The 12,222-nt window shown below is 63.8% G+C and carries 12 protein-coding genes; 8 read left to right on the forward strand and 4 right to left on the reverse strand.

What is annotated here, in order from left to right; translation table 11 throughout:
* Positions 1 to 5: 5 nt before the first annotated feature.
* Positions 6 to 320 carry a YqjD family protein gene (locus ACK3BK_RS08815; protein WP_186666700.1) on the reverse strand — a complete coding sequence of 105 codons (315 nt, stop codon included), beginning with the start codon at positions 318 to 320 and terminating at the stop codon, positions 6 to 8.
* Between the two features lie 312 nt (positions 321 to 632).
* Here ACK3BK_RS08815 and ACK3BK_RS08820 point away from each other — a divergent pair, with 312 nt between their 5' ends.
* From ACK3BK_RS08820 to ACK3BK_RS08840, 5 genes are all read left to right on the forward strand, one after another.
* Positions 633 to 1,841 (forward strand): ammonium transporter, encoded by a 1,209-nt coding sequence (locus tag ACK3BK_RS08820; RefSeq protein ID WP_186666699.1) that lies wholly within the window; start codon positions 633 to 635, stop codon positions 1,839 to 1,841.
* A gap of 68 nt (positions 1,842 to 1,909) precedes the next feature.
* Complete coding sequence (locus tag ACK3BK_RS08825) at positions 1,910 to 2,146, forward strand: glutaredoxin family protein (protein ID WP_186666698.1); 237 nt, start codon at positions 1,910 to 1,912, stop codon at positions 2,144 to 2,146.
* 89 nt (positions 2,147 to 2,235) lie between these two features.
* Complete coding sequence (locus ACK3BK_RS08830; RefSeq protein ID WP_186666697.1) at positions 2,236 to 2,667, forward strand: D-Ala-D-Ala carboxypeptidase family metallohydrolase; 432 nt, start codon at positions 2,236 to 2,238, stop codon at positions 2,665 to 2,667.
* 71 nt (positions 2,668 to 2,738) lie between these two features.
* The gene (locus ACK3BK_RS08835) at positions 2,739 to 3,047 is read left to right on the forward strand and encodes a hypothetical protein (RefSeq protein ID WP_054892451.1); all 309 of its coding nucleotides are present in this window, start codon (positions 2,739 to 2,741) and stop codon (positions 3,045 to 3,047) included.
* Between the two features lie 49 nt (positions 3,048 to 3,096).
* Positions 3,097 to 3,981: a pseudouridine synthase gene (locus ACK3BK_RS08840; RefSeq protein ID WP_411384119.1), complete on the forward strand. Its 885-nt coding sequence runs from the start codon at positions 3,097 to 3,099 to the stop codon at positions 3,979 to 3,981.
* A gap of 36 nt (positions 3,982 to 4,017) precedes the next feature.
* Here the strand turns inward: ACK3BK_RS08840 and ACK3BK_RS08845 are convergent, their stop codons facing one another.
* The 3 genes from ACK3BK_RS08845 to acnA all read right to left on the reverse strand — a co-directional run bounded on the left by ACK3BK_RS08845 (position 4,018) and on the right by acnA (position 9,404).
* A complete protein-coding gene (locus tag ACK3BK_RS08845; protein ID WP_186666695.1) occupies positions 4,018 to 5,583 on the reverse strand; it encodes a methyl-accepting chemotaxis protein in 1,566 nt (521 codons plus the stop codon).
* Positions 5,584 to 5,782: 199 nt separating this feature from the next.
* Positions 5,783 to 6,559: a CPBP family intramembrane glutamic endopeptidase gene (locus tag ACK3BK_RS08850; RefSeq protein WP_186709936.1), complete on the reverse strand. Its 777-nt coding sequence runs from the start codon at positions 6,557 to 6,559 to the stop codon at positions 5,783 to 5,785.
* A 103-nt stretch (positions 6,560 to 6,662) separates the two neighbouring features.
* On the reverse strand, positions 6,663 to 9,404 hold the full coding sequence (gene acnA, locus ACK3BK_RS08855) for an aconitate hydratase AcnA (protein ID WP_186666693.1): 2,742 nt from the start codon (positions 9,402 to 9,404) through the stop codon (positions 6,663 to 6,665).
* A 214-nt stretch (positions 9,405 to 9,618) separates the two neighbouring features.
* On the opposite strand from acnA, the gene rlmM reads away from it, so the two are divergent.
* The 3 genes from rlmM to pdxB all read left to right on the forward strand — a co-directional run bounded on the left by rlmM (position 9,619) and on the right by pdxB (position 12,206).
* The gene (gene rlmM / locus ACK3BK_RS08860; protein WP_186709939.1) at positions 9,619 to 10,683 is read left to right on the forward strand and encodes a 23S rRNA (cytidine(2498)-2'-O)-methyltransferase RlmM; all 1,065 of its coding nucleotides are present in this window, start codon (positions 9,619 to 9,621) and stop codon (positions 10,681 to 10,683) included.
* Between the two features lie 81 nt (positions 10,684 to 10,764).
* Positions 10,765 to 11,007 (forward strand): sulfurtransferase TusA, encoded by a 243-nt coding sequence (gene tusA, locus ACK3BK_RS08865; RefSeq protein ID WP_054892445.1) that lies wholly within the window; start codon positions 10,765 to 10,767, stop codon positions 11,005 to 11,007.
* A gap of 56 nt (positions 11,008 to 11,063) precedes the next feature.
* On the forward strand, positions 11,064 to 12,206 hold the full coding sequence (pdxB, locus tag ACK3BK_RS08870; RefSeq protein ID WP_186709941.1) for a 4-phosphoerythronate dehydrogenase PdxB: 1,143 nt from the start codon (positions 11,064 to 11,066) through the stop codon (positions 12,204 to 12,206).
* Positions 12,207 to 12,222: the final 16 nt, after the last annotated feature.

Genomic DNA, 12,222 nt, shown 5'->3' on the forward strand with positions numbered 1-12,222 from the left:
CCTCCTCAGCGGCGGCTGGCGAGCAGGCCGACCAGTAGCCCGACACCGGCTGCGATGCCGATGGCCTGCCATGGGTTTTCCTGGACGTATTCTTCGGCACTGCCCAGCGCAGCCTGGCCACGCTCGCGTACCGACTCCTGGGTCAGTTGCAGGCTTTCGCGGGCTTGCTGCAGGCGGTCGTGGATCTGGCCACGCAGTTCGTCGGCCTGATCGCCCGCCAGATTGGCGGTGTCGGCGAGCAGTTTCTCGGTGTCGCGTACCAGTGCCTGGAAGTCAGCCATCAAGATCTCTTGTGCAGTCTTTGCCGATTTGCTGGCCATGGAGTCTCTCCCTGTCGATGTGTGTGGCTATTTCGAGTAATGAGTGTGGCGGAAGGTTCACCGCTTGTCGCTGGTACGGCGTTTGCTTTGTTCTGCCGTGTCACGGGGCGTCGATGCCAGGCGCTGCCCCGAATGCATGCGAGACCCTGGCGGACACCGATAAACCTTAACCCAATCCACGACAAACCCAAGAAAAAACCACGCCCTGCGTAGTCGGCCTCCCAAAATGGGGCGCACGGCAGGCACCGATCAGGTGCGCGAGCAAGGTTTATGAACTGTCCTGGTGCATTTTTCAGCAGGTCTGCCCACTCCATGGAAAACATGCATAGCGCGATGGACTCCCTCGTCCATGGCTCCAACACCCTGTTCATCCTCATGGGGGCCATTCTGGTCCTGGCCATGCACGCCGGTTTCGCCTTTCTCGAGGTCGGAACCGTGCGGCACAAGAACCAAGTCAATGCCCTGTGCAAGATTCTCAGCGACTTCGCTGTCTCGGCGCTGGTGTATTTCTTCATCGGCTACTGGATCGCCTACGGCGTCAGCTTCTTCCAGCCGGCGGCGGAGCTGGCCAGCGATCATGGCTATGCCTTGGTCAAGTGCTTCTTCCTGCTGACCTTTGCCGCGGCGATCCCGGCAATCATCTCCGGGGGTATCGCCGAGCGCGCGCGCTTTGCCCCGCAGTTGTGCGCCACCGCGCTGATCGTGGCGTTCGTCTACCCGTTTTTCGAAGGGATTGTGTGGAACGGCAACCTGGGCATCCAGGCCTGGTTACAAGCTCGGTTCGGCGCACCCTTCCATGACTTTGCCGGTTCGGTGGTGGTGCATGCCATGGGCGGCTGGCTGGCGCTGGCGGCCGTCATCCTGCTCGGTGCCCGTCGCGGGCGGTACCGTGATGGACGGCTGGTGGCTTTCGCACCTTCCAGTATCCCGTTCCTGGCGTTGGGCTCTTGGATCCTGATCATCGGCTGGTTCGGCTTCAACGTCATGAGCGCACAGACCCTGGAGGGTGTCAGCGGGCTGGTGGCGATCAATTCGCTGATGGCGATGGTGGGCGGCACGCTGTCGGCCTTGCTGGTCGGGCGCAATGACCCAGGCTTCCTGCACAATGGCCCGCTGGCCGGATTGGTGGCGGTGTGTGCCGGTTCCGATCTCATGCACCCGGTTGGCGCGCTGATGACCGGGCTGGTGGCGGGAGCGCTGTTCGTGTGGTGCTTCACTGCCTCGCAGAATCGCTGGAAAGTCGACGATGTGCTGGGCGTGTGGCCGTTGCACGGTGTGTGTGGCGTATGGGGCGGTCTGGCGTGCGGCATCTTCGGGCAGACGACGCTCGGGGGGCTGGGCGGTATCAGCCTGCTGAGCCAGTTGCTCGGCAGCCTGGCCGGCTTGCTGGTGGCCTTGGCCGGTGGCTTTGCCGTGTACGGCTTGGTCAGGGCGGTTCACGGGTTGCGCTTGAGCCATGAGCAGGAGTTCCAGGGCGCGGACCTGTCTGTGCACCGTATCGGCGCCACCAGCCAGGATTGAGCGGCAGATGCAGGCTGTTCCCGGCGAGCCTAGAATGAGCGTTTCTTCAGTGGACCCGGGAACTGACCATGCTGCCTGAATGCCAACTGTTCGGCACCTTGGGGTGTCATTTGTGTGAAGTAGCGGAAGCCGTGCTGATGCCGTTCGTCGAGCACGGTTTGTTGGTCGAACTGGTGGATATCGCCGACGACGAAGCCACGGTCGAGCGTTACGGTTTGATCATTCCTGTCTTGCGTCGCTGCGACAGTGGCACTGAACTGCCCTGGCCGTTCGATGCGCAGCAGGTGGTGGCCTTCCTCAAGTGACAGTGCGCAGGGGAGTGCTTCCTTCATCCCGTTCCTGTGGCCCTGGTCGATGATGTCGGCTCGACAAAGCCGAGCACCAGGGAGGCATCATGTTCCTTACGCCGCACTTCACGCTCAAAGAGATGACGTTTTCGCAGGCCGCTGTCCGCAACGCCGTACCCAACGATCCCGATCCCGAGGCCTTGGCCAATCTGCGCTTGTTGTGCGAGGTGCTTGAACAAGTGCGGGCCTTGGTAGGCTCCCCGATCCTGATCACCAGCGCCTTTCGCAATGAAGCCGTGAACCAGCTTGTGGGCGGCGTGCATAACAGTGCGCACCGCACGGGCCTTGCTGCCGACATCTGTGCGAAAGCGATGACCGCCCGGCAACTGGCCGAATGCATCCGCGACAGCTCCATTGCGTTCGATCAACTGATCCTGGAGTTCGACAGCTGGGTTCACCTGGCCATTTCACTCGACAACCCAAGGCGCCAGGTAATGACCGTTCGCAAGGGAACCGGCTACTTGCCGGGCTTGCAATGAGTCGTTGCGCATTGACGGCAGGGATATCACATTCGTATGCTGTATAAAGATACAGTAAATGGGGTGAGGCGATGCACAATGTCGAGCAACTGAAGTACAGCGTCAACCGCATGCCCCCGGAAGCGGTGTGCGATGCGGTGCTCGAGCTGCGCATGGAGGGCTTGGTGACCGACGACCGTACCCCGTTCGGCAAGGTCCATTTCAATACCTGCTTTGCCGAGATCGAGGCGCTGTTCCAGCGAGCAGGTTTTCATCGCCCGCTGGATGTCGTCGGTTATGAGGGGGTGGTCTACGCCCTCTATGATGCCGGACGCTGGGAGGCGGTACAGGTGTTGCGTTGGCTCAAGTCACGCTGTGAGCAAGTTGGCGAGGCTGGTTGAGTGAGCGGGCATTGGCGATAATGCCCGCTCATTGATTACCGAGCCTGCCATGTCCACGCCGTTCGACCCTGCTCACCAGCAAGCCAGTACCGTTTGTCTGCCACCTGGCCATTGGACCACGGTACTCGATTGCCTGTGCGATCACTTCAAGGGCATTGGCCGTGACCAATGGCTCGATCGCTTCAGTCGAGGGCGAGTGCTCGACGCCGAGGGCAGGGCAGTGGCGGCCGATCTGCCGTATCGGCGTGGCATGCGTCTGCACTACTTTCGTGAAGTCCCCAATGAAAAGCCCATTCCGTTCCAGGAAACGATCCTGCATTGCGATGAGCACCTGGTGGTGGCGGACAAACCGCATTTCCTGCCGGTCACGCCCACGGGCGAATATGTCGAGCATACCCTGCTGCGGCGCCTGATCCGTCGTCTGGACAATCCCCACCTGGTGCCGTTGCACCGCATCGACCGCCATACAGCGGGGCTGGTGCTGTTCTCGTCCAACCCGCAGTCGCGCAGCGCCTATCAGCGGCTGTTTCCCGAGCGGCGCATCGACAAACGCTACCAGGCCATCGCTGCACCGCTGCCGACGCAGGCATTTCCGTTGGTTCACCGTAGTCGGCTGGAGCATGGTGAGCCGTTCTTTCGCATGCGTGAGGTCGAAGGGATGGCCAACAGCGAGACCCTGGCCGAGGTCCTGGAGAAGAACGGTAACCTGTGGCGCTACGGACTCTCGCCCGTGACCGGCAAGACCCATCAGTTGAGGGTGCACATGGCGGCGCTGGGGGCCGGGATCAGCAACGACCCGTTCTACCCGACATTGCTCGAGGGTGAGGACGATTACGAGCGGCCGTTGAAGCTGCTGGCGCAAAGTCTGCGCTTCGAGGACCCGCTGACGGGTGAAATGCGGTATTTCCAGAGCCGATTGAGCCTGGACTGGTAAAAAAAGGGCTGCCCGAGGCAGCCCTTTTTTTGTCGCTTAGCGGTTGAACCGCTCCACCAGCGAGTATTGCGTTCCCGCCGTACTGGTCAGCTCTTCACTGAGCAGTGCCGAATGCTGCGCCTGCTCTGCGGTCTGGTCGGCCAGGTCGGCAATGGTGCTGATGTTGCGGCTGATCTCGTCCGCCACTGCGGTCTGCTCCTCGGTGGCAGCAGCGATCTGGGTCGCCATGTCGGTGATGTTGGCCACCGCTTCGCTGATCCCCACCAGCGCCTGGTCGGCCTGCATCACCCGCTCCACGCCTTCCTCGGCCTGACGGTGGCCGGTCTCCATGGTTTGCACAGCGTTGCTGGCTGTCTGCTGGAGCTTGGCGATCAGACCGTGGATCTGGCCGGTGGATTCGGCGGTACGTTGCGCCAACTGGCGCACTTCGTCGGCAACCACGGCGAAGCCCCGGCCCATTTCACCCGCGCGAGCCGCTTCGATGGCGGCATTGAGCGCCAGCAGGTTGGTCTGGTCGGCGATGCCCTTGATCACATCGACCACACCACCGATCTCGTCGCTGTCCTTGGCCAGCTGGGTGACGGTCTGGCCGGTTTCACCCACTGCTGCCGAGAGGCGTTCGATGGCTTCGCGGGTTTCCCCGGCGATCTGGCGCCCCTGGCTGGTCAGCCGATTGGCTTCCTGGGTGGCATCGGCGGTGCGCTGCACGTGGTTGGCCACTTCTTGCGTCGTGGCGGCCATCTGGTTGACGGCAGCGGCGACCTGCTCGGTCTCCACACGCTGGCGCTCCAGCCCCGACGAACTCTTGTGCGCCAGCACATCGGATTGGCGCGCCTGGTCGCTCAGGTGCTCGGCGCTGTCCTGCAGGCGGGTGAGGCAGGTCTTGAGGCGCGACTCCTGGCTGAGCATGGCCATTTCCAGGCGCGCCTGCACGCCACGGCTGTCGGTGAACATCTGCGCGATCAGCGGGTCGGAGGTGGTCTGTTCGGCCAGGCGCAACAGGCGCTTGAGGCCGCGCTGCTGCCAGGTCAGGCCAAGCAGGCCGAGAGGGACGGAAACGGCCGCGGCCAAGGCAAAGCCCCAGGAGTGGCCGAGCCAGTTGCCGATGAGGAAGCCGATCTGGCTGATGAGAATGAACGGCAGCCAGTCCTGCAGCACCGGCAACCACTTGTCACGGCGCGGCACCGCCGACTTGCCTTGGTTCAGGCGTTGGTACAGTGCTTCGGCACGGCGGATCTGCTCGGCGGTCGGCTTGATCCGAACGGATTCGAAGCCGACCACCTGGTTGTTCTCGAAGATCGGTGTGACGTAGGCGTTGACCCAGTAATGGTCGCCTGACTTGCAGCGGTTCTTGACGATCCCCATCCACGGCAGGCCCTGCTTGAGGGTCTGCCACATGTGGGCGAACACCGCCGAGGGCACGTCAGGGTGGCGTACCAGATTGTGTGGCGCACCCGTGAGTTCTTCGCGTGAGAAACCGCTGATTTCGATGAAGGCATCGTTGCAGTAGGTGATCACGCCTTTGGCGTTGGTGGTGGAAATCAACCGCTGCTGGGCAGGGAAAGTCCGTTCTCTCTGGGTAATCGGCTGGTTGTTACGCATTGGCTGTTCAATCCGCAAGGCTTTCCACAGGTATCGGCAAGCCCATGGTTTTATTGAATGATTATTTAACTTACTTGACCTGGGACAGTGGGTGGCTACGAGCCATCAGCTAGGGAGTCAGCGTGTTGCTTGCAGTTGCACCCAAGATGTCAGCATTTTTAACGATTTATGACGTTATGGTCCGATCATGACCCATTGCTCAGGCCGGGGCCAGCATCGGATAGGTAAACAGTGCGAAGTGGGTCAGGTTGACGGCGAAATGGCACAGCACCGCAGCGGGCAAGCCGCCGAGTCGATACGCCAGGCCGTAGCCGACGCCCGCAAGGCTTGCCAGGTAGAACCACTGCCAGCCGCTGGCCAGATGCGCCAGGCCGAACAACAGTGCGGCCGCGATCAGTGCAAGCCCCTGATGCCTGAACAGGCGTTGCAGCCCACCCTGGATATAGCCGCGGAACAGCAGCTCTTCGGTCAGGCTGACCAGCAACAGGTTGTTCAGGGCCCATATCCATGTTTGTTCCGGCCATTTCGGCGCCCACCCCACCATTCCAAGCGACCAGGCGCCACCCAGGCAGGCCATCAGGGTCAGCGGCAGTACCAGCCCGACACTGGAAAGCACGCCGCGTCCGCGCAGGGTCAGGACCCATGGGCAGGCCAGCAGAAGCCAGAAGCCGATCAGTGGCTTGTCCAGGTTCAGGTACATGGAAAACGGTAGCGCGCCTTCGCTGAATACCACCCTGTCGATGACCTTCGCACTTGCGAAACCGGGCAACCAGTGCGACGCCAGGGCGCCGACCAGAATGATGAACAAGGTGTGCCCAAGGGCCCGCTGCCAGCCCGAGCGCTGTCGCACCAGCAGTGCGGTGCAACACAGGGCGAGCAAGGCGGGCAGGGCGGCAAGGCCCAAATGACCATGGAGCAGGGCCACGGCATAACCGAGACCAAGCAGGGCGAGGGCGATCCAGTGGGCAGGCGACATCTGTAATCCGGTTGGCGGCAAATCGATATGATGCTTTGACTCACCCCGAGGACGCCAGGACACGTCGCAGAGGCATCGCGGGCGAACCCGCGATGCCTTCCCTTCAACCGGCGATCAGTTGCCGCAGCACGTAGTGCAGAATTCCGCCCGACTTGAAGTACTCGACTTCATTGAGCGTGTCGATCCGGCACAGCACCTCGATCTCCTGCGGCTGGCCATCCTCGCGCAGGATGCGCAACTGCAGGGTCATGCCCGGGCGGATCTGCGCGCCGGTCAGCCCTAGTACGTCGATGCGCTCCTTGCCGGTCAGGCCCAGGCGCTTGCGATCATCCCCGGCCTTGAACTGCAGGGGCAGTACACCCATGCCCACCAGGTTGGAGCGGTGGATGCGCTCGAAGCTTTCGGCCAGCACAGCCTTGACCCCCAGCAGGTTAGTGCCCTTGGCAGCCCAGTCGCGGCTGGAGCCGGTGCCGTATTCCTGCCCGGCGATCACCACCAGCGGCGTGCCTTCTGCCTGGTAGCGCATGGCTGCATCGTAGATCGACAGTTTTTCGCCGCTGGGCACATGCAGTGTATTGCCGCCTTCCTCGCCGCCGAGCATTTCGTTGCGGATGCGGATGTTGGCAAAGGTGCCGCGCATCATCACTTCGTGGTTGCCGCGACGTGAGCCGTAGGAGTTGAAGTCATGCGGCTCTACGCCCTTGTCGCGCAGGTAGCGGCCGGCCGGGCTGTCGGCCTTGATGTTGCCTGCCGGGGAAATATGGTCGGTGGTCACCGAATCGCCGAGCAGCGCGAGGATGCGCGCCCCGTGCACGTCGCCGATGTCCGGCAGCGGGCCGCCGATATCGTCGAAGAAGGGCGGGTGCTGGATGTAGGTGGAGTCGTCCTGCCAGACGTAGGTGGCGGCCTGGGGCACTTCGATGGCCTGCCACTGGGCGTCACCGGCGAACACCTCGGCATACTCCTTGTGGAACATGGCGGTATCGACCTTGGCCACCGCGTCGGCAATTTCCTGCTGGCTGGGCCAGATATCGCGCAGGTACACCGGCTGGCCGTCCTTGCCAGTGCCCAGGGCATCCTGGGTGAGATCCACGCGCACGCTGCCGGCCAGGGCATAGGCGACCACCAGCGGTGGCGAGGCCAGCCAGTTGGTCTTGACCAGTGGGTGCACCCGGCCTTCGAAGTTACGGTTGCCCGACAGCACCGAGGCCACGGTCAGGTCAGCGCTGCCGATGGCTTTCTCGATGGCGTCGTCCAGTGGGCCGGAGTTGCCGATGCAGGTGGTGCAGCCATAGCCGACCAGGTCGAAGCCCAACTGGTCCAGGTAGGGGGTAAGGCCGGCCGCCTTGAAGTAGTCGGTGACCACTTTCGAGCCTGGCGCCAGCGAACTCTTGACCCAGGGTTTGCGTGCCAGGCCTTTCTCGATGGCTTTCTTGGCGACCAGCCCGGCGGCCATCATCACGCTGGGGTTGGAGGTGTTGGTACAGGAGGTGATGGCCGCGATTACCACCGCGCCGTCGCGCAGTTTGTGGGTCTGGCCATTGTGCGTGTAGTCGATCTCGCCGGCTTGGTCGGCATTGCCCACGGCAACACCGCCACCTCCTTCGCTTTCCAGGCGTCCGACCTCTTTGGCCAGGGGTTTGGGTTGCAGTTCGATGAAGCCGTCGAAGGCCTGGCTGACCTTGGACAGCGCCACTCGGTCCTGCGGGCGCTTGGGCCCGGCGAGGCTGGCTTCGACCTCGTGCATGTCCAGCGCCAGGCTGTCGCTGAACAGCGGTTCCTGGCCCGGCTGGCGCCACAGGCCCTGGGCTTTGCAGTAGGCTTCGACCAGTTGCACGGTCTCGTCAGGGCGACCGGACAGGCGCAGGTAGTCGAGGGTGACGTCATCGACCGGGAAGAAGCCGCAGGTGGCGCCGTATTCCGGCGCCATGTTGGCGATGGTGGCGCGGTCGGCCAGGGGCAGGTCGGCCAGGCCGTCGCCATAGAATTCGACGAACTTGCCGACCACCCCCTTCTTGCGCAGCATCTGCGTGACCGTCAGCACCAGGTCGGTGGCGGTGATGCCTTCGCGCAGTTTGCCGGTGAGCTTGAAACCGATCACCTCGGGTATCAGCATCGACACCGGCTGGCCGAGCATCGCCGCCTCCGCCTCGATGCCGCCGACACCCCAGCCGAGCACGCCCAGGCCGTTGATCATGGTGGTGTGCGAGTCGGTGCCGACCAGGGTGTCGGGGAAGGCGTAGATGCGCCCGTCTTCCTCGCGGGTCCACACGGTGCGGCCGAGGTACTCCAGGTTGACCTGATGGCAGATACCCGTGCCCGGCGGCACCACGCGGAAGTTATCGAAGGCACTTTGGCCCCAGCGCAGGAAGGCGTAGCGTTCGCCGTTGCGCTGCATCTCGATGTCGACGTTCTGTTCGAAGGCTTCGGCGGTGGCGTAGCGGTCGACCATCACCGAGTGGTCGATCACCAGGTCCACCGGCGACAGCGGGTTGATCCGCTGCGGATCGCCGCCAGCCTTGGCCATGGCCGCACGCATGGCGGCCAGGTCGACCACGGCGGGCACGCCGGTGAAGTCCTGCATCAGTACCCGCGCGGGGCGATACTGGATCTCGCGGTCGGAGCGCCGCTCTTTCAGCCAGCCGGCCAGCGCTCGCAAGTCGTCGCCGGTGACGGTTTTACCGTCTTCCCAGCGCAGCAGGTTTTCCAGCAGGACCTTGAGCGACATGGGCAGGCGTTGCAGGTCGCCCAACTGGCTGGCGGCCTCGGTGAGGCTGAAATAGTGGTAGGCGCGGTCGGCCACCTGGAGGGTCTTGAGGGTTTTCAGGCTATCGAGCGAGGGCATTGCCAACTCCTTGTGCTCCGGTGCCCGGCAGTCGTGGTTGCCGGTGTCACCGCTCTGTATCGGCCCGCACGGCACGGGCCAGGCTGAACAATCAGGTTAGACCGCTTTGGCGGGCCTGACGTTGTTCTGGACCTGCGGGGCGTGTCGCAGGTTCCGAACTTCCTTTATCATTCGCCGCCCTGACGCTGTCTGCGCCAGAGATGTGGAGTAAGAGATGAATACCCTGTTCATGCATTGCCGGCCCGGCTTCGAGGGCGAGGTCTGCGCCGAAATCAGCGAACACGCCGCGCACCTGGGTGTGGCCGGCTATGCCAAGGGCAAGCCGCAGAGCGCCAGCGCCGAGTTCGTTTGCCTCGACGAGGGCGGCGCCGAACGTCTGATGCGTGAGCTGCGCTTCGACCGGCTGATCTTTCCGCGCCAATGGGCGCGCGGCGACTTCGTCGAGCTGCCGGAAACCGACCGGATCAGCGTGCTGCTCGAACACCTGGCGGGCCTGCCGGTGTGTGGCAGCCTGTGGCTGGAGGTGCTCGACAGCAACGATGGCAAGGAGCTGTCGACCTTCTGCCGCAAGTTCGAAGTGCCGCTGCGCAAGGCGCTGGAGAAAGCCGGGCGCCTGGTCGATGACGCCAGCAAACCACGTCTGCTGCTGACCTTCATCAGCGGTCGGCGGGTGTTTCTCGGCTTGGCCGAGGCCGGCAATTCGGCGCTTTGGCCGATGGGCATCCCACGCCTGAAGTTCCCGCGCGAGGCGCCGAGCCGCTCGACCCTCAAGCTTGAAGAAGCCTGGCATCAGTTCATTCCGCGCGATCAATGGGACCAACGCCTGAACGACGACATGACCGGCGTCGACCTGGGTGCCTCGCCGGGTGGTTGGACCTACCAGCTGGTCAAGCGCGGCATGCTGGTCACCGCCATCGACAACGGTCCGATGGCCGAAAGCCTGATGGACACCGGGCTGGTGCAGCACCTGATGGCCGACGGCTTTACCTGGAAGCCCAAGCAGACCGTTGACTGGATGGTCTGCGACATCGTCGAGAAGCCCGCACGCACGGCCTCGCTGATCGAAACCTGGCTGGGCGAGGGGTTGTGCCGCGAGGCCGTGGTCAACCTCAAACTGCCAATGAAGCAGCGTCACGCCGAAGTGCGCAAGTTGCTCGATCGCATCGAGGCGTCGTTCAAGGCGCGCAAGGTCAAGGTGTCGATCGCCTGCAAGCAGCTGTACCACGACCGTGAAGAGGTCACTTGCCACCTTCGCCGGCTCGACCTCAAGCCGCGCTGAAGCGATCGGGGCCGTGCTGCGGCCCCTGTTTGACCTGCACGCGGTTTGCGCGACAATACCCCTCAATTTGCGGAGCCCACCATGACCGACTTCACCCCAGACGCGACCCTCGACGCCACCGGCCTGAACTGTCCGGAGCCGGTGATGATGCTGCATCAGCACGTGCGCAACCTCGCTGCCGGCGGCCTGCTCAAGGTCATCGCCACCGACCCCTCGACCCGCCGCGACATCCCCAAGTTCTGCACCTTCCTCGGCCATGAACTGGTGCAACAGCAGGAAGACGCCGGCACCTACCTGTACTGGATACGCAAGAAGGCCGACTGAGCTGGATCGCGTCGGCCACAGCGCCTACACTGCGCTCCCCTGACAGGAGAGCACCCATGCTGATCGTTGCCGACGAAAATATCCCGCTGCTCGATGCCTTCTTCGCTGGATTCGGCGAAATCCGCCGTTACCCCGGCCGGGCCATCGATGCCGCCTGCGTCAGGGATGCCGATCTGCTGCTGGTGCGCTCGGTCACCCGCGTCGACCGGCAACTGCTCGAAGGCAGCAAGGTGCGCTTCGTCGGCACTTGCACCATCGGCACCGACCACCTCGATCTCGACTACTTCGCCCTGGCCGGTATCCACTGGAGCAGCGCGCCTGGCTGCAACGCCCGCGGCGTGGTGGACTACGTGCTGGGCAGCTTGCTGACCCTGGCCGAGCTCGATGGCGTGGAGCTGCCCAAGCGGGTGTATGGCGTGGTCGGAGCCGGTGAGGTGGGCGGGCGTCTGGTCCGTGTACTGCGGGGCCTGGGCTGGCGGGTGCTGGTGTGCGATCCCCTGCGCGCAGCCAGCGAAGAGGGCGATTTCGTCAGCCTGGACACGTTGCTTGAGCAGTGTGACACCATCAGCCTGCATACCCCGCTGCAACGCGGCGGCGAACATCCGACCTGGCATCTGCTCGGTGCGCAGCAACTGGCCCGCCTGCGCCCAGGGGCCTGGCTGATCAATGCCAGCCGCGGGCCGGTGGTGGACAACGACGCCCTGCGCGAGCTGCTGCTGCACCGCGAGGATGTCCACGCGGTGCTGGATGTTTGGGAGGGCGAGCCGCAGGTCGACCTGGCGCTGGCCGACCTGTGCACCCTGGCCACGCCGCATATCGCTGGCTACAGCCTCGATGGCAAGCAGCGCGGGACCGCGCAGATCTACCAGGCTTTCTGCCGTTCGCAAGGTTTGCCGGAGCAGGTGCAACTGGCCGACCTGCTGCCGTCGCCAGCTCTGGCACGCCTGGACTTCGATGCCAGCGCCGACCCGGCCTGGGCGCTGGCAACCCTGTGCCGTGCGGTCTACGACCCGCGTCGCGACGATGCGGATTTTCGTCGCAGCCTGAGCGAGGATCCCACCGAGCAACGTGCGGCATTCGACCTGCTGCGCAAGCAGTATCCGGTCCGTCGCGAGATCGAAGGGCTGGCGGTACGGGTACAGGGTGACGCGCCACAGCTGGTGCAGGCCATCAATGCTTTGGGCGCGGTGCTGGTCTAGCCCGCCTCGGGTACGG

This window comes from Pseudomonas sp. L7 (genome assembly GCF_046605565.1).
Classification (GTDB): domain Bacteria; phylum Pseudomonadota; class Gammaproteobacteria; order Pseudomonadales; family Pseudomonadaceae; genus Aquipseudomonas; species Aquipseudomonas wayambapalatensis.